Origin of the sequence: Streptomyces sp. ICC4 (assembly GCF_003287915.1) — a bacterium.
Taxonomy (GTDB): Bacteria; Actinomycetota; Actinomycetes; order Streptomycetales; family Streptomycetaceae; genus Streptomyces; species Streptomyces tritrimontium.
On record NZ_CP030286.1, the window covers coordinates 2,222,827 to 2,238,799 of the forward strand.

Sequence of the window (15,973 nt, forward strand, 5' to 3'; positions counted from 1 at the left end):
CGGCCTTCGCCGCCGCAGGCGCCCCCGACGAGGCCGGCTGGGCGGCCTCCGTGCCGCTCGCCTACGGCCGCTGGGACGAGCGGGCGCGCGCCCGTGCCGCACTGAGCCCGGTCCAGAAGAACGCCGGGGCGGCCGCCGCCTTCGCCGGGCCCGGCGCCTTCGACCCGCCCGCCACCCGGGACGCCCTGCGCCGGCTCGCCGGCGAGCTGGACTCCAACCCCTCCCCGGCCCTCACCGCCCGGCTCGCGGAGCTCTTCGCGCACGGCCTCGTCGACGTGCAGCCGGACGGCGGGCACTTCCCGTGGCTGGACGACGCGGCGCGGTTCGCGGCCCGCGTCGAGCGCTTCCTGGCCACCGGGACCTGAGCGGCGGCCCCCCGGCCGGGGGCGTACGGTCGAAACAGACGCCCTGGCGAAGGGAGGCGGCGGCCATGCCCGTCATCGACCCCGCGGTATCGGTGCGGCTCGGCGCGCCGGGCGCGCGCCGCCTGGCCGGCCTGCTCTCCGAGGTGGCCTTCCTGCTGGACGACCCCGGCGGTCCGCTGCGGCTCACGGAGGCCCAGGCCGACGCGCTGGGCCAGGGCACGGACCGGCCCGAGCTGGCGAACTGGGCCCGCGACCTCGCGGCCGAACTGCTCGCCAAGCTCTGAGGTCTGAGGTCTGAGCTCTGAGGTCTGAGCCGGCCGCACGTGAGGGGGCCGGGACCCCTCCGGGTCCCGGCCCCCTCACGCACACCCGCGCCGGATCGGCGCCGGATCAATTCCGGATCAGCGCGCCGCGTCCGCGTCGGCCTCCGTGGCCACCGACTTCGCCCACCGGTAGTCCGCCTTGCCGCTCGGGGAGCGCTGGATGGCCGGGGAGACGACCAGCTGGCGCGGGATCTTGTAGCCCGCCAGCTTGGTGCGGCAGTGGGCCTGGATCTCCTCCAGCGTCGGCTCGGCGGCGCCTTCCCGGATCTGGACCACCGCGGCGACGTGGCTGCCCCACTTCGGGTCCGCGACCCCCGCGACCAGGGCGTCGTAGACGTCCGGGTGGGACTTCAGCGCCTGCTCGACCTCCTCCGGGTACACCTTCTCGCCGCCCGTGTTGATGCACTGCGAGCCGCGGCCGAGCACGGTGACGATCCCCTGCTCGTCCACGGTCGCCATGTCGCCGAGCAGCACCCACCGCTCGGTTCCCTTCTGGAAGAAGGTCTCGGCCGTCTTGACGGGGTCGTTGTAGTAGCCCAGCGGAACGTACCCGCGCTGCGCGAGCCGCCCCGGCTCGCCGACCGGCACCGGCTCGTGGGTCACCGGGTCGACCACCTGCGTACGCTCGTTGACCTCCAGCCGGAAGCCCCTCTCCGGGCTGGAGTCGTTCGTGGCGCGGCCGTTGGAGCCGGACTCGGAGGAGCCGAAGTTGTTCAGGAGCATCACGTTCGGCACGAGCGCCTGGAACTCGGCGCGCACCGTCTCCGACATGATCGCGCCGGACGAGGAGACGCTGAACAAGGAGGACAGGTCGGTGCCCTTCAGCGGTCCGTTCAGGGCGTCGATGAGCGGCCGCAGCATGGCGTCGCCCACCAGCGAGACGCTGGAGACCTTCTCCTTCTCGATCGTGCGCAGCACCTCCTCGGGCGCGTACTTGCGGTGGATCACCACCCGCTGCCCGTAGTTGAAGGCGATGAAGGAGGTCAGCGTGGACGTGCCGTGCATCAGCGGCGGCGCGGGGAAGAAGGTGAGCCCGGCGCCCTTCGACGCGACCCGCTCGGCCAGTTCCTCGGGCCGCTTCACCGGCTCGCCGGTGGGCTCGCCGCCGAAGAGCCCGGCGAAGAAGAGGTCCTCGGCGCGCCACATGACGCCCTTGGGCATACCGGTCGTGCCGCCCGTGTAGATGATGAACAGGTCGTCGGGGGAGCGGGGCGGGAAGCCGCGCCCGGGTGAGCCGGCCGCCTCGGCATCGGCGTACGCGACCGGCGCGATCGAGGGCTCCGGGGCGCCCTCGGGGGTCGGGCCGACCCGGATCAGGTGGCGGAGCTTCGTCGTCTGCGGCAGGGCGGCGGCGACGCGCCCGGTGAACTCGCCCTCGAAGACGAGCGCGGCCAGGTCGGCGTCGTTGTAGAGGTAGACGAGCTCCTCCTCGACGTACCGGTAGTTCACGTTCACCGGTACCAGGCGGGCCTTCAGACAGGCCAGGACGGTCTGCAGGTACTCGATTCCGTTGTAGAGGTGCAGGCCCAGGTGCTCGCCTGCCCGCAGCCCGCTGTCCAGCAAGTGGTGCGCGATGCGGTTGGCCGCCGCGTCCAGCTCCGCGTACGTCAGGCGGCGCTCGGCGCCGGTCCCGGGGTGGTCCACGTACACGAGGGCCTCGCGGTCCGGGACCACGTCCACGACCGACTCGAACAGGTCGGCAATGTTGTACTCCACCGGTCCTCCTGACCCAGAAAATCCCATGGCTGGTCTGCTCGGCGGTCATTAGAGCGTCGCCAACCCGAACAGGGAAGGGGACCGTCCAAGAAATCTGACTGGGTGTCAGAAAACTATTGAACTGCACCCGCCCCTCCTGCAACCTGTTCTAGGTCTTGAGACGGGAGGACGGCAATGGGTGGGACGGAACACCTGACCGTGGAACGCCACGGCGCCACGCTGGTGCTCACCATGAACAGGCCCGAGGCGAAGAACGCGCTCTCGCTGCCGCTGTTGGTGGGGCTGTACGACGGCTGGCTGGAGGCGGACGCGGACGACACGATCCGCTCGGTGGTGCTGACGGGAGCGGGCGGGGACTTCTGCGCCGGCATGGACCTGAAGGCGCTGGCCGGCAAGGGCATGGCGGGCGACCAGTACCGGGACCGGCTCAAGGCCGACCCCGACCTGCACTGGAAGGCGATGCTGCGCCACCACCGGCCGCGCAAGCCCGTCATCGCGGCGGTGGAGGGGTACTGCGTGGCCGGCGGGACCGAGATCCTCCAGGGGACCGACATCCGGGTCGCGGGGGAGGGGGCCACGTTCGGGCTGTTCGAGGTCAAGCGCGGGCTCTTCCCGATCGGCGGCTCGACGGTCCGGCTGCCCCGGCAGATCCCGCGCACGCACGCGCTGGAGATGCTGCTGACCGGGCGGCCGTACGCCGCGCAGGAGGCGGCGCGGATCGGGCTCATCGGCAGGGTGGTGCCGGACGGCACCGCGCTGGAGGCGGCGCTGGAGATCGCGGAGCGGATCAACGCGTGCGGGCCGCTGGCGGTGGAGGCGGTGAAGGCGTCCGTCTACGAGACGGCCGAGATGACCGAGACGGAGGGGCTGGCCTCCGAACTCCTTCGGGGGTGGCCGGTCTTCGACACCGCGGATGCCAAGGAAGGGGCGAGGGCTTTCGCGGAGAAGCGGCCCGCGCTGTATCGGCGGGAGTAGTGGGGGCGGCGCCCCGCTTGCGTCTGCCTGCGTCTGCCTGCGCTTGGGCCTGTGCCCGTGGTGCCGGTCCGGTCGCGGGTGCGGCGCCGTTGCCGGGGGCCGGCCCCCGGACCCCCGCGCCTCAAACGCCGGCGGGGCTGGAAGGTCGCCTCAAGCGCCGGCGGGGCTGAAGGTCCCTCACGCGCCGGCGGGGCTGAAGGTCGCTTCAATCGCCGGTGGGGCCGGAAGGTTCCTCACACGCCGGCGGGGCTGGTTCGGCCCCGCCTCCCAGACATCGGAGACCCACCCATGACAGCCGCGTCGCCACCGGAGATCCTCCGTGCGCCCCTCGTCGTCGAGTTCCCCTTCACCCGGTCCCTCGGGCCCGTGCAGAGCGCCTTCCTCACCGGGCTGCGCGAAGGGGTCGTCCTCGGCGTCACGACCGCCGACGGCAAGGTGATGGTGCCGCCCGTCGAGTACGACCCCGTCACCGCGGAGGAGATCCGCGACCTCGTCGAGGTCGGCACCACCGGGACCGTCACCACCTGGGCCTGGAACGGCTCACCGCGCCGCAACCAGCCCCTCGCCACGCCCTTCGCCTGGGTCCTCGTCCGCCTCGACGGCGCCGACACCGCGATCCTGCACGCCCTCGACGCCCCCGGGCCCGAGGCCGTCTCCACCGGCATGCGGGTCCGCGTGCGGTGGGCCGGGGAGCGGACCGGGGCGATCACCGACATCGCCTGCTTCGAGCCCGCGGAGGAAGGGGACCCGGTCGCGCGGGCGACGCCGCACGGCGGGGAGTTCGCCGACGCCGTCACCGGCATCGTCGCGGAAGCCCGCCTGGACTACACGTACAGCCCCGGCCGCGCGCAGACCGCGTACATCGCGGGCCTCTCCGAGCAGAAGACCATCGGCGAGCGCTGCCCCTCCTGCCACAAGGTGTACGTGCCTCCGCGCGGCGCCTGCCCCACCTGCGGGGTGGCGACCACCGACCAGGTCGAGGTCGGCCCGGCCGGCACGGTCACCACCTACTGCATCGTCAACATCAAGGCTGCGCATACGGCGAATCTCGGCATCGAAGTCCCCTACGTCTACGCCCACATCGCCCTCGACGGCGCCGGCCTCGCCCTCCACGGCCGGATCGGCGGCATCCCGTACGACCAGGTCCGCATGGGCCTGCGCGTCGAGCCCGTCTGGACCGAAGGCGGACGCTACCCCGACCACTACCGCCCCACCGGAGAGCCGGACGCGGACTACGACGTGTACAAGGAGCTCATCTGATGCCAGGCACGCCGAGGACGCGGCGCCACGCGCGCGAGGTGGCCGTCATCGCCTTCGCGCAGAGCGACCACCTGCGCCGCACCGACGAGCTCAGCGAAGTCGAGATGGTCATGCCGGTCCTGCACCAGGTGCTGGCCCAGACCGGCCTGAAGGCCGGCGAGATCGGCTTCACCTGCTCCGGCTCCAGCGACTACCTCGCCGGCCGGGCCTTCTCCTTCACCATGACCCTCGACGGGGTCGGCGCCTGGCCGCCGATCTCCGAATCGCACGTGGAGATGGACGGCGCCTGGGCCCTGTACGAGGCCTGGGTCAAGATCCAGACCGGCGAGGCCGACACCGCGCTCGTGTACTCCTACGGGAAGTCCTCCCCGGGATCCGTACGCGACGTCCTGACGCGCCAGCTCGACCCGTACTACCTGGCTCCGCTCTGGCCCGACGCGGTGGCCCTGGCCGCCCTCCAGGCGCAGGCGCTCATCGACGCGGGGGAGACCGACGAAGCCGGGCTCGCCGCGATCGGCGCCCGCAGCCGGGCCGCCGCGAGCGCCAACCCGCACGCCCAGCTCACCGGCGCCGTCCCGCAGGGCGACTACCAGGTCGCCCCGCTGCGCACCGGTGACTGCCCGCCCGTAGGCGACGGCGCGGCCGCCGTCATCCTGGCCGCCGGGGACGTGGCGCGGCGGCTGTGCGGGCGGCCCGCCTGGATCACCGGCATCGACCACCGCATCGAGGCGCACAGCCTCGGGCTGCGGGACCTCACCGACTCCCCGTCGACGCGGATCGCCGCCGAGCACGCGGGCGTCTTCGAGGGCCCGGTGGACACGGCCGAACTGCATGCGCCGTTCTCCTCCCAGGAGGTCGTGCTGCGCAAGGCCCTCGGGCTCGGCGAGGGCGTGTCCGTCAACCTGTCCGGCGGCGCCCTCGCGGCCAATCCGATGATGGCCGCCGGCCTGATCCGGATCGGCGAAGCGGCCGCCCGCATCCACCGGGGCGAGTCCGACCGGGCCGTCGCGCACGCCACCTCCGGCCCCTGCCTCCAGCAGAACCTGGTCGCCGTCCTGGAAGGGGACCGAGCATGAGCGCATCGGGCAAGGAGCCCGTGGCCGTCGTCGGCATCGGGCAGACCAAGCACGTGGCCGCCCGCCACGACGTCTCCATCGCCGGGCTGGTCCGGGAAGCCGCGGTGCGGGCGCTCGCGGACGCCGAGCTGACCTGGGCGGACATCGACGCGGTCGTCATCGGCAAGGCCCCCGACTTCTTCGAGGGCGTGATGATGCCGGAGCTGTACCTGGCGGACGCCCTCGGCGCCGTCGGCAAGCCCATGCTCCGTGTGCACACGGCCGGTTCGGTGGGCGGCTCCACGGCGCTGGTCGCCTCCAACCTGGTAGCCGCCCGCGTTCACCGCACGGTGCTGACCCTGGCCTTCGAGAAGCAGTCGGAGTCCAACGCCATGTGGGGGCTCTCGCTGCCCGTCCCCTTCCAGCAGCCGCTGCTGGCCGGGGCCGGCGGGTTCTTCGCCCCCCACGTGCGCGCGTACATGCGGCGCACCGGCGCCCCCGACACGGTCGGCTCGCTCGTCGCGTACAAGGACCGCCGCAACGCGCTGAAGAACCCCTACGCGCACCTGCACGAGCACGACATCACCCTGGAGAAGGTCCAGGCCTCCCCGATGCTCTGGGACCCGATCCGCTACTCCGAGACCTGCCCTTCCTCCGACGGGGCGTGCGCCATGATCCTCACCGACCGGGAGGGCGCGGCCCGTTCGCCGAAGCCGCCGGCCTGGGTGCACGGCGGGGCCATGCGCAGCGAGCCGACGCTCTTCGCGGGCAAGGACTTCGTCTCCCCGCAGGCCGGCAAGGACTGCGCGGCCGACGTCTACCGGCAGGCCGGGATCACCGATCCGCGCCGCGAGATCGACGCGGTGGAGATGTACGTGCCGTTCTCCTGGTACGAGCCGATGTGGCTGGAGAACCTCGGCTTCGCCGAGGAGGGCGAGGGCTGGAAGCTCACCGAGGCCGGGGTCACCGAGCTCGACGGCGACCTCCCGGTCAACCCCTCCGGCGGCGTGCTGTCCACCAACCCGATCGGCGCCTCCGGCATGATCCGCTTCGCGGAGGCGGCCCTCCAGGTGCGCGGACAGGCCGGGGAGCACCAAGTCCCGGACGCGCGCCGGGCGATGGGACACGCGTACGGCGGTGGCGCGCAGTTCTTCGCGATGTGGCTGGTGGGGGCCGAGCCGCCGGCCTCCTGAACGGAAACCGGATTCCGGGCGGGGTGCCGCACCGGCCACGAGTGACGGATCGTGGCCTGTGCGGCGCCGCGCGCGATGGCTAACCTGACCCCGGGACGACGACGTACCGGGAGGAGCACGCACGTGGCCGAGAGCATGACTTCGCAGGCGCCGGCCGGCTGGGGAAAGCCGGATCTCGATCTGACCGAGGCGGACTGGCAGTCGAGCAGCCGGGGGGAGGGGGACGTCCAGATCGCCTTCGTGGAGGGTTTCATCGCGATGCGCAACGGAGACCGCCCCGAAAGCCCCTCGCTGATCTTCGCACCGGACGAGTGGCGCAGGTTCGTCCTGAACGCGCGGGGCGGGGAGTTCGACCTCACGTAGCGGAGGCATCCGGCCGGGCCGTCCGCCGTTCTGCGCGGGGACGGCCCGGGCGCCGCCGGCCGGGGCCCGCGCCGCCGATTCGGTCATATCGGGATGATAGGTAGGGTGGGGGCATGAGTGGAGAGAACGACCTGCGGAAACTGCTGAGCGGAATGCGCCCCGAACTGAACGACGGGCTGTACGTGTTCTGCACCATCCCCGGTGACACCGACCCGGAGGCCCTCGTCGGGCTCACCCCCGTCGCCAGCATCCTGGAACCCGAGGGGCTCACCCTCGTCCTGGCCCAGGAGGAGGCCGACGACGCGGGCCTGTCCTACGAGTACACCGCCGGGTGGATCACCCTGCGCGTGCACTCCGCCCTCGACGCCGTGGGCCTCACCGCGGCCTTCGCCACCGAACTCGGCGCACACGGCCTGAGCTGCAACGTCATCGCCGGATACCACCACGACCACCTCTTCGTCGCCGCCGACCGGGCCGCCGAGGCCGTGGCCGTCCTGGAAGCGCTCGCGGCGCGCTCCGCCCAGGACTGAGCCGCCCGGGGGAAGCCCCGGCCCGCACCGCCGAAAAGAAGATCAGCTTGTTTTTCGGCACGGGCCTTCCCCCGTGAGTGCGCGGGCGTACGCTGATCCCCCGAACAGGCCTGGGGGGTACCAGCCATGACGGAACGCCGGACCCGCAAACGGCGCACGATGTTCGAACGCGACACGGAGCTCGCCGCCGTCGAGGAGGCCCTGGACCAGCTCACCGGTCCGGGCCCCGACGCGGACGGCGCCCTGCTCGCCTTCTCCGGACCCGCCGGCCTGGGCAAGACCACGCTCCTCGCCGAAGTCCGCCGCCGCGCCCACGCCGCCTCCTGCACCGTCCTCGCCGCCCGCGGCGGCGAACAGGAGCAGAGCCAGCCGTTCCACGTCGCCCGCCAGCTCATCCAGCCCCAGCTGGCCGGCACCTCCGACGAGGAACTGCGCGCCGCCCTCGGCAGCTGGTACTCCATCGTCGGCCCCGCCCTCGGCCTGTGCGCCGCCGAACAGGGCGCCCCGCCCGACCCCCAGGGCCTGCGCGACGGCCTCGACTGGGTCCTCACCCACCTCATCGTGCAGCGCGCCCCCGTCGCCCTCGTCCTCGACGACGCCCACTGGGCCGACCCCGAGTCCCTCTCCTGGCTCGCCGCCTTCGCCCCGCGCGCCGAACACCTCCCGCTGCTCCTCGTCGTCGCCTACCGGCCCGACGAACTGCCCGCACACGCCGAGGCCTTCCGTACGCTGCCCGGCCGCGCCGGACACCGCCCCCTGAACCTGGCACCGCTCACCGAGGACGCCGTCTCCACCCTGGTCCGCGAAGCCGTCGGCGAGCACGCCGACGACGCCTTCTGCCGGGAGGCCTGGACCGTCACCACCGGCAACCCCTTCGAAGCCGTCGAACTGACCGCGAAGGTACGGGACAAGGGGCTGGCCCCCGTCGAGGCCAGCGCCCCGCTGCTGCGCGACCTCGCCGCCGCCCAGCGCGGCAGCGGACTCGTGGCCCGCCTGCACAGCCTCGGCCCCTCCACCGTCCGCTTCGCCTGGGCCTGCGCCGTCCTCGGCACCGCCATCCCCCGGGACCTCGCCGCCCGCGTCGCGGGCCTCGGCGCCGAGGAGGCCGTCGACGCCACCGGGCGGCTGCGCGACGCCCGCATCCTGTCGGCCGCCGTCGAGGAAGTCGGGGAAGAGGACGAGGCCGGGCTGGAGTTCGTCCACCCGCTCATCGCCACCGCCATATACCGCGCCATCCCCGACGCCCTGCGGGTCGCCCTGCACGGCAAGGCCGCCGCGGCCGTCGTCGACGCCGGTCTCGGGCCCTCCGCGGCGGCCCGGCACCTGCTGGAGACCCACCCCGAGAACGACCCCTGGGTGGTGCGCACCCTGCGCGAGGCCGCCGGCGAGAACCTGCGGGCCGGCGCCCCCGAAGCCGCCCGCCGCCAGCTCGCCCGGGCCCTGCGCGAGCCCCCGGACTTCGACGAGCGCGCGGCCGTGCTCTACGAGCTCGGCTGCGCCTCCCTGCTCACCGAGCCCGCCAACACCGTCAACCACCTGCGTGCCGCCCTCGCGGAGCCCTTCGAGGACCAGGCGCTGCGCCAGGGCATCGTCATCCGGCTGGCCCAGGTGCTCTCGCACAGCGACCGCCTCGCCGAGGCCTCGGAGTCCCTCGCGCGGGAGATCCCGTACACCCAGGACGTGCGCGCCCGGCTGCGGCTGCAGTCCGAGCAGTTCATGTGGGACGCCTTCAACGCCGCCGAGACCGACTCCCCGGCGCGCTCGCGGCGGCTCGCGAAACTCGCCGACCGGCTGACCGGGCGGGACCTCACCGAGCGGTACGTGATCGGACTGCGCGCGTGGGACGCCTGCCTGCGCGGGGAGCCGGTCGACGTGGTCCTCCACCACGCGGGCAGGGTGCTCGAAACCGAGTTCAGCTGGGCGTACGAGGACCGGGGGTTCGAGGTCCCCGTGCTCGTCGCCATGGTCCACATGTACGCCGACCGGCCGGGGCGCGCCGAAGAGCTGTTCGAGGCCGGCACCGCCGAGTTCGAGCGGCAGGGCTGGCGCGGGGCGCACCTGTCCTTCGCGTACAGCCTGCGCGCCTACATCCGCTACCGGCGCGGACGGCTGGAGGAGGCGGAGGAGCTGGCGCGGGCGGGCCTGCGGCTCGCCGAGCGGGTCGGCCGGCGCACTCCCGTGCACTGGTACGCCATCGCGATCCTCGTGACCACGCTGGTGGCCCGGGGCCGGGTGGACGAGGCGTGGGAGCTGGCGAAGGAGCACGAGTACGGGGAGCCCTTCCCGGCGGCGGTCGTCTTCCCGGACTCCCAGACGGTCTACGCCGAGCTGCTGCTGGCACGCGGCCAGGCGAAGGCCGCGGCGGCGGAGCTGGAGGCGGTGGACCGCAGGCTCAGCCCCCGGGGGATCCAGAACCCGACCTGGTGCCCGTGGCGCCTGCACCTGGCCCGGGCGGTCTTCGCCGAGGACCCGGCCCGGGCCCGGTCCCTGGCCGCGGAGGCCGTCCGTCAGGCCCGTGCCTTCGGAGCCCCGTCGGGCATCGGCCAGGCCCTGCGGGTCGCGGCCGAGGTGGCCGAGCCGGCCGACAGGGTGCCCCTCCTGGAGGAGGCGGTGGAACTGCTGTCGGCTTCCCCGGCGGGCTACGAGCTGGCGCTCGCGCTGACCGCGCTGGGAGTGGAGCGGGGGGACGAGGACGCGCTGCTGCGGGCGGTGGTCGCGGCCCGGCAGTGCGGGGCGGACGAACTGACGCGCATCGCGTCGGAGGCGCACGCGGCGGCGGGCGGGGGCTACCTCTGCATGGCCCCCTGGGACGACGCCCTGGACCAGGACGACTGGGAGGTGGCCGAGCGGCTGCTGGCCGGGGACACGACGGTCTCCGAGGACGAGCAGTCCCCGGTGTACCGCAAGCTGGGCACGGACCGCGCGGGCCTGCGCGACACAGTGGATTCCCTGTCCCGCCGCCGCTGACGCCCGCGGCCCGGTCCGGGGCGCCGCGGCGCGGTCCGGCCCGGCAGCCCCGCGCCAGGGGCCCCCGCACCTCCGCGCCCCGAACGCGCGCCGGGTCCGGTGCCCGGGGCTGCCCTGTCACCCACGTGGACGATGCCGACGTACGCAGCTCCACCCAGGGCAGATCGTCGGAGGCGTCAGAGGTGGATCAGAGACAGGTTCACGTCTGCTCCTGTTGGCACGTGGGATCCGGCGCGGCGGACAGGCTGCCCGCCGCGCCGGATCCCACGTGCCAACAGGAGCAGACATGAACACCCGTACCCGCGTTCTCACCGGTACCGTCCTCGCCGCCGCCCTCGCCGCCGGGACCTTCGGCGCGGTCAGCGCCACCGCCGCCCCGGCCTCCGAGTCGGCCTCGGCGCCGGCCGCCGCCGCGGCCAAGGGGGACAACGACAAGAACTTCACCACCTCCACGCACCTCACCATCGACGCCGCCACCCGCGCCGCCCAGGCCGCGCTGGAGGCCGCCGAGAAGGAGAACCAGAAGGTGACCGTCGCGGTCGTCGACCGCAACGGCAACACCATCGTCACCCTGCGCGGCGACGGCGCGGGCCCGCAGTCCTACGAGTCGGCGCAGCGCAAGGCCTTCACCGCCGTGTCCTGGAACGCCCCGACCTCGGTGCTCGCGGGCCGCCTGGCGCAGACCCCGAACCTGAAGGACATCCCCGGCACCCTCTTCCTCGGCGGCGGCACCCCCGTCCAGGCCAAGGGCGCCCCGGTGGCGGGCATCGGCGTGGCCGGCGCCCCCAGCGGCGACCTGGACGAGAAGTTCGCGAAGGCCGGCGCCGACGCCCTCGACAAGTAGCCCGGACAGGTAGCCCGGACAGGTAGCCCGGACAGGTAGCCCGGACAAGTAGCTCCGACAGGTGGCCCCCGGCTCGAGGGAGGCACCGGAAAGCGGAGCGCCTCGCATAGTCTCGAGCGCGTGGATCACCGCACGTTCTCCCGCCTCGCCGCCCCCGCCGTCGCCGTCCTCCTCGCCCTCACCACGGGCTGTACGGGGGAGACCGTGCAGGGGCGGCCGGGCGCGTCGGGGCTGCGCGACCCGTACTTCCCGAAGGCCGGCAACGGCGGCTACCAGGTCGAGCACTACGACCTGGACCTCGCCTACGACCCCGCCGCCGGGCGGCTGGACGCCACCGCCGTCATCACCGCCCGCGCCGAGCAGGAGCTCAGCTCCTTCAACCTGGACCTCGCCGGCCTCGGCGTCGAGCGCGTGCGCGTGCAGGGCGAGGGGGCCCGGTTCAACCGGACCGGCAACGAGCTGACCGTGCGCCCCGCCGAGGACCTCGAACGCGGCGAGGTGTTCCGTACGGAGATCGACTACTCGGGCAGGCCCAAGCCCGTCACCGATCCCGACGGCTCCAAGGAGGGCTGGATCGCCACCGCGGACGGAGACGGAGCCGTCGCCGTCGGCGAGCCCGTCGGGTCGATGGCCTGGTTCCCGGGGAACCACCACCCGAGCGACAAGGCCACCTACGACATCACGCTGACCGTCCCCCAGGGGTACGAGGCGGTGTCCAACGGGGAACTGCGCTCCCGGACCCGGGACGCGGACGGGCGGACGGTGTTCGCCTGGCACAGCCCGGAGCCGATGGCGAGCTACCTGGCGACCGCCGCAGTGGGGAAGTTCGAGGTCACGACCGGGCGGACGGCCTCCGGGATCCCCTTCTACGAGGCGGTCGCGCCCGGGGAGGCGGCCGCGTCCGAGGCCGCGCTGGCCCGGCTGCCGGAGATGGTCGAGTGGGGCGCGGGCCGGTTCGGCCCCTACCCCTTCTCCACGACGGGCGCGATCGTGCTGCCCGGGGGCACCCTGGGCTACGCGCTGGAGACGCAGACCCGGCCGGTGTTCTCCGGTGCGCCCGGCAGCGAGGAGCTGGTCCTGCACGAGCTGGCCCACCAGTGGTTCGGCGACTCGCTGTCTCCGAAGTCCTGGAAGGACATGTGGCTCAACGAGGGCTTCGCCACGTACGCCGAGTGGCTGTGGTCCGAGGACCACGGCGGGCCGAGCGCGCAGGCGCACTTCGACGCGTACCTGTCCGGGGACACCGACGTCGACCCGGAGGCCGGCTCCGCCTGGGACGCCTTCCCGCCGGCCGCCCCGCCGGGGCCCGAGGACATCTCCGCGGCCCCGGTGTACGGGCGCGGGGCGATGGTCCTGCAGCGGATCCGGCAGGAGGTCGGCGACGAGGCGTTCTTCGCCCTGGTGCGGGGCTGGGCCGCGGACCACCGGCACGGGAACGTGAGCACGGCCGACTTCACCGCCTACGCGCAGGAGAAGACGGGGCACGACCTGAAGGCGGTCTGGGACGTGTGGCTGTACGGGAAGGCACGACCCGCCGCCCCGAAGGCCCCGAAGGCCGCAAGGGTTCCGTAGCCCCGTAGCCCCGTAGCCCCGTAGCCCCGTAGCCCCGAAGGCCCCCTAGGGCCTACGGGGCCTGGAGCGGCTTGCGCAGGACCGTGCAGGGGCGTCCCGCCTCGCGGTCCGCGGCCTGGTGCAGGGCCGCGTACCCCTGGGACCGCCAGAACGCGAGGGCCTTGGGGTTGTTGTCGAGCACGGCGATGCGCAGGCCCGTGCGTCCGGCGGCGCGGAAGCGGTCCTCGACCAGGCGGGCCAGGGTGCGGCCGTACCCCTCGCGGTGCGCCGTGGCGTCGATGAGCAGCAGGCCGATCCACGGGTCCGGGTCCCCGGCGGCCTGGTCCCCGGCGGCCGGGTCGCCAGGGGAAGTATGGCCAGGGGAAGTGCGGCCGGTGTGGGCGAGGGTGACGGCCAGGCCCACGAGGCGGCCCGCGGAGCGTGCGAGGAGGACCTCGGCGCCTTCGTGGGCGAGCTCGTCGGCGAGCGCGGCGGCGACCTGCTCGACCGTGATGCGGCCGGGGTCGGGGAAATCTCCGCTGAGCTCGAAGAACGCGTGGTTGGTCGCGTAGAGCGCGGCGATTTCGGTGAGGACCGGGCCGGGGAGGGCGCCGTCCTCGACGGGGGCGAGCGGGAGGAGGATCACCTACCGAACGGTAGCGAAGCCCCCTCCCCGGACGGCCGGGAGGGGGCTTCAGCTGGGGTGGGACCGGACTAGATGTTGACGCCGAAGTCCTGGGCGATACCGGTCAGGCCCGAGGCGTAGCCCTGGCCGACCGCGCGGAACTTCCAGTCGGCGCCGTTGCGGTAGAGCTCGCCGAAGACCATGGCGGTCTCGGTCGCGGCGTCCTCGGAGAGGTCGTAGCGGGCGATCTCGGCGCCGCCGGCCTGGTTCACGACGCGGATGTACGCGTTGCGGACCTGGCCGAAGTTCTGGCTGCGGGTCTCGGCGTCGTAGATGGAGACCGGGAAGACGATCTTGTCCACGTCGGCGGGGAGGCCGGCCAGGTTGACGTTGATGGACTCGTCGTCGCCGGAGCCCTCGCCGGTGCGGTTGTCACCAGTGTGGACGATGGTCTGGTCCGGGGTGGACTTGTTGTTGAAGAAGACGAAGTGGCCGTCGGAGACGACCTTGCCGAGCGGGGTGACCGCGATGGCGGAGGCGTCAAGGTCGAAGTCGACACCGGTCGTCGTGCGAACGTCCCAGCCGAGGCCCACGGTGATGGCCGTGAGGCCCGGGGCCTCCTTGCTGAGCGAGACGTTTCCGCCCTTGGAGAGGCTTACTGCCATGGTGACTGGTGTCCCTTCCTAGTCTCACTGGGTCTCACGTATCGCGAACCGCGAGCGCGCCCAAGTTACCGCTGCCCTCCATAACGCGGGGAGGGGGCCGGTAGGTTCCTGCGTCGGCGGATTGTCCGTGGGGAAATGCGGGTGACGGGGCCCCGGCGGGGACGGATCATAGGGGGCATGCCTGGTCCCTATGTCATCCGCGGTTCGGTCGTGCTCCCCGAGGGCGAGCTCGCCTGGCGCTTCTCGCGGTCCTCGGGGCCCGGGGGGCAGCACGTGAACACCTCGGACTCGCGGGCGGAGCTGCTCTTCGACCTGGGGGCGACGAAGGCGCTGCCGGAGGTGTGGAAGGAGCGCGCGCTGGAGCGGCTGGCGTCCCGCCTGGTGGAAGGGGTGGTGACGGTACGGGCCTCCGAGCACCGCTCGCAGCTGCGCAACCGGGAGATGGCGCTGGTCCGGCTGGCCGCGCTGCTGGCGGAGGCGACCGCGCCGCCGCCCAAGGCGCGGCGGGCGACGAAGATCCCCCGGGGCATCAATGAGCGCCGGCTGCGCGAGAAGAAGGCCCGCGGCGAGACCAAGCGCGGACGCAACGCGCGGGACTGGTAGCGGGGCGGGTAGCGGGCGCGGCTGGTAGCGGGCGGGGCGGGCCGCGGGGCCGCGGGTCTTCGCCGCGGCCCCGGCCGGCGGCGCGCCCGCGGCTACGGCGCCAAGTGGCGGTAGCGGCCGCGGAAGTACGTCAGCGGCGGCGAGTCCGGCGAGGGCTGTGCGGCCGTGAGGACCCGGCCGACGACCAGGGTGTGGTCGCCCGCCTCGACGCGGTTCTCGGTCCGGCACTCCAGGGTGGCCAGCGCCCCCGGCAGGAGCAGGGCCCCGGAGACCTCGCCCCGGGTGGTGGGCACGTCCGCGAAGAGCAGACGGTCGCTGATGCGGCCCTTCATCGAGAACCGGCTCGCGATCTGGACCTGGTGGTCGGCGAGCACCGAGACCGCCCACAGGGGCTGCTCCGCGAGCAGGTCGTCCATCCGGGAGCCCTCGCGCAGGCTGACCAGGACCAGCGGCGGGTCCATGGACACGGACATGAAGGCGGTCGCCGTCATCCCGGCGTCCTCGCCGCGCGGTCCGCCGGCGGTCAGCGGGGGCTCGTGCGCGGTGATCAGGCTCACGCCCGCCGCCAGTCGGGACATCGCGGCCCGGAACTCGTCGTTGCTCACCCCCTCAGGATGGGGTGCGGGCTCGGGAAGCGTTGTCGCAGGGGTCGTGTTCGGCACAGGGGGGACGCTACTGTCGCCCTCTCGCGCGGCGCATCGGGCTGAGGTCCGAGCCGCCCCCCGCCCGTCGACCTAGGCCGTCCTGGGTCCGGGCGTATCGTTTGCTCCCGGGAATACGGCCGGTGAAGCGTCGGCGACGAACCGGTGACACGTGCACCTTTATTCATCTCATGTGACTTGAGTCACAGAGAGCAAGATTTGTTGACCCTGTGTACCTGCCGCACAGCTCACTGTGATTCAGTGGACGGGACACCGCAACGAAACGCCGATGACAAA

Annotated in this window: 16 protein-coding genes; 12 read left to right on the forward strand and 4 right to left on the reverse strand. The window is 73.3% G+C overall.

The window, feature by feature from the left end; all coding sequences use genetic code 11:
* The first annotated feature begins 50 nt into the window (after nt 1-50).
* On the forward strand, nt 51-365 hold the full coding sequence (locus DRB89_RS10265; RefSeq protein ID WP_112447947.1) for a hypothetical protein: 315 nt from the start codon (nt 51-53) through the stop codon (nt 363-365).
* Nucleotides 366-430: 65 nt separating this feature from the next.
* Entirely contained in the window at nt 431-649 is a 219-nt protein-coding gene (locus tag DRB89_RS10270) for a hypothetical protein (protein WP_112447946.1), read from the forward strand.
* A 117-nt stretch (nt 650-766) separates the two neighbouring features.
* On the opposite strand, the gene DRB89_RS10275 is transcribed toward DRB89_RS10270, so the two are convergent.
* A complete protein-coding gene (locus DRB89_RS10275) occupies nt 767-2,404 on the reverse strand; it encodes an acyl-CoA synthetase (protein WP_112447945.1) in 1,638 nt (545 codons plus the stop codon).
* Nucleotides 2,405-2,578: 174 nt separating this feature from the next.
* Between DRB89_RS10275 and DRB89_RS10280 the strand changes: the two genes are divergently transcribed.
* The 9 genes from DRB89_RS10280 to DRB89_RS10320 all read left to right on the forward strand — a co-directional run bounded on the left by DRB89_RS10280 (nt 2,579) and on the right by DRB89_RS10320 (nt 13,163).
* Nucleotides 2,579-3,379 (forward strand): crotonase/enoyl-CoA hydratase family protein, encoded by an 801-nt coding sequence (locus DRB89_RS10280; RefSeq protein ID WP_112447944.1) that lies wholly within the window; start codon nt 2,579-2,581, stop codon nt 3,377-3,379.
* 288 nt (nt 3,380-3,667) lie between these two features.
* Nucleotides 3,668-4,639, forward strand: a complete 972-nt coding sequence (locus DRB89_RS10285) for an OB-fold domain-containing protein (protein WP_112447943.1) — start codon at nt 3,668-3,670, stop codon at nt 4,637-4,639.
* Entirely contained in the window at nt 4,639-5,715 is a 1,077-nt protein-coding gene (locus DRB89_RS10290; protein ID WP_112447942.1) for a thiolase domain-containing protein, read from the forward strand. The genes DRB89_RS10285 and DRB89_RS10290 overlap by 1 nt, the downstream gene beginning before the upstream one ends.
* Nucleotides 5,712-6,887 carry a thiolase domain-containing protein gene (locus DRB89_RS10295; RefSeq protein WP_112447941.1) on the forward strand — a complete coding sequence of 392 codons (1,176 nt, stop codon included), beginning with the start codon at nt 5,712-5,714 and terminating at the stop codon, nt 6,885-6,887. The genes DRB89_RS10290 and DRB89_RS10295 overlap by 4 nt, the downstream gene beginning before the upstream one ends.
* 123 nt (nt 6,888-7,010) lie before the next feature.
* On the forward strand, nt 7,011-7,250 hold the full coding sequence (locus DRB89_RS10300) for a DUF397 domain-containing protein (RefSeq protein WP_112447940.1): 240 nt from the start codon (nt 7,011-7,013) through the stop codon (nt 7,248-7,250).
* A gap of 113 nt (nt 7,251-7,363) precedes the next feature.
* Complete coding sequence (locus DRB89_RS10305; RefSeq protein WP_112447939.1) at nt 7,364-7,780, forward strand: ACT domain-containing protein; 417 nt, start codon at nt 7,364-7,366, stop codon at nt 7,778-7,780.
* A gap of 126 nt (nt 7,781-7,906) precedes the next feature.
* Nucleotides 7,907-10,747: an AAA family ATPase gene (locus DRB89_RS10310; protein WP_112447938.1), complete on the forward strand. Its 2,841-nt coding sequence runs from the start codon at nt 7,907-7,909 to the stop codon at nt 10,745-10,747.
* A 286-nt stretch (nt 10,748-11,033) separates the two neighbouring features.
* Nucleotides 11,034-11,591 carry a heme-binding protein gene (locus DRB89_RS10315; RefSeq protein WP_112452993.1) on the forward strand — a complete coding sequence of 186 codons (558 nt, stop codon included), beginning with the start codon at nt 11,034-11,036 and terminating at the stop codon, nt 11,589-11,591.
* Nucleotides 11,592-11,711: 120 nt separating this feature from the next.
* Entirely contained in the window at nt 11,712-13,163 is a 1,452-nt protein-coding gene (locus DRB89_RS10320; protein WP_112452992.1) for a M1 family metallopeptidase, read from the forward strand.
* Between the two features lie 52 nt (nt 13,164-13,215).
* On the opposite strand, the gene DRB89_RS10325 is transcribed toward DRB89_RS10320, so the two are convergent.
* Both DRB89_RS10325 and DRB89_RS10330 read right to left on the reverse strand, forming a co-directional pair.
* Nucleotides 13,216-13,788: a GNAT family N-acetyltransferase gene (locus DRB89_RS10325; RefSeq protein WP_112463254.1), complete on the reverse strand. Its 573-nt coding sequence runs from the start codon at nt 13,786-13,788 to the stop codon at nt 13,216-13,218.
* Between the two features lie 68 nt (nt 13,789-13,856).
* The gene (locus DRB89_RS10330) at nt 13,857-14,432 is read right to left on the reverse strand and encodes a TerD family protein (RefSeq protein WP_112449940.1); all 576 of its coding nucleotides are present in this window, start codon (nt 14,430-14,432) and stop codon (nt 13,857-13,859) included.
* Between the two features lie 177 nt (nt 14,433-14,609).
* Here DRB89_RS10330 and arfB point away from each other — a divergent pair, with 177 nt between their 5' ends.
* Nucleotides 14,610-15,035 carry an alternative ribosome rescue aminoacyl-tRNA hydrolase ArfB gene (gene arfB / locus DRB89_RS10335; protein ID WP_112449941.1) on the forward strand — a complete coding sequence of 142 codons (426 nt, stop codon included), beginning with the start codon at nt 14,610-14,612 and terminating at the stop codon, nt 15,033-15,035.
* Between the two features lie 92 nt (nt 15,036-15,127).
* Here arfB and DRB89_RS10340 read toward each other — a convergent pair whose 3' ends face one another.
* The gene (locus DRB89_RS10340) at nt 15,128-15,697 is read right to left on the reverse strand and encodes a flavin reductase family protein (protein WP_112449942.1); all 570 of its coding nucleotides are present in this window, start codon (nt 15,695-15,697) and stop codon (nt 15,128-15,130) included.
* Nucleotides 15,698-15,973 lie beyond the last annotated feature (276 nt).

Excerpts from the sequence above, each read along its gene's own strand:
- DRB89_RS10270 (WP_112447946.1), top strand. The coding sequence starts at position 431 with ATGCCCGTCATCGACCCCGCGGTATCGGTGCGGCTCGGCGCGCCGGGC.
- DRB89_RS10280 (WP_112447944.1), top strand. The coding sequence starts at position 2,579 with ATGGGTGGGACGGAACACCTGACCGTGGAACGCCACGGCGCCACGCTG.
- DRB89_RS10285 (WP_112447943.1), top strand. The coding sequence starts at position 3,668 with ATGACAGCCGCGTCGCCACCGGAGATCCTCCGTGCGCCCCTCGTCGTC.
- DRB89_RS10290 (WP_112447942.1), top strand. The coding sequence starts at position 4,639 with ATGCCAGGCACGCCGAGGACGCGGCGCCACGCGCGCGAGGTGGCCGTC.
- DRB89_RS10295 (WP_112447941.1), top strand. The coding sequence starts at position 5,712 with ATGAGCGCATCGGGCAAGGAGCCCGTGGCCGTCGTCGGCATCGGGCAG.
- DRB89_RS10305 (WP_112447939.1), top strand. The coding sequence starts at position 7,364 with ATGAGTGGAGAGAACGACCTGCGGAAACTGCTGAGCGGAATGCGCCCC.
- DRB89_RS10310 (WP_112447938.1), top strand. The coding sequence starts at position 7,907 with ATGACGGAACGCCGGACCCGCAAACGGCGCACGATGTTCGAACGCGAC.
- DRB89_RS10315 (WP_112452993.1), top strand. The coding sequence starts at position 11,034 with ATGAACACCCGTACCCGCGTTCTCACCGGTACCGTCCTCGCCGCCGCC.
- DRB89_RS10330 (WP_112449940.1), bottom strand. The coding sequence starts at position 14,432 with ATGGCAGTAAGCCTCTCCAAGGGCGGAAACGTCTCGCTCAGCAAGGAG.
- arfB (WP_112449941.1), top strand. The coding sequence starts at position 14,610 with ATGCCTGGTCCCTATGTCATCCGCGGTTCGGTCGTGCTCCCCGAGGGC.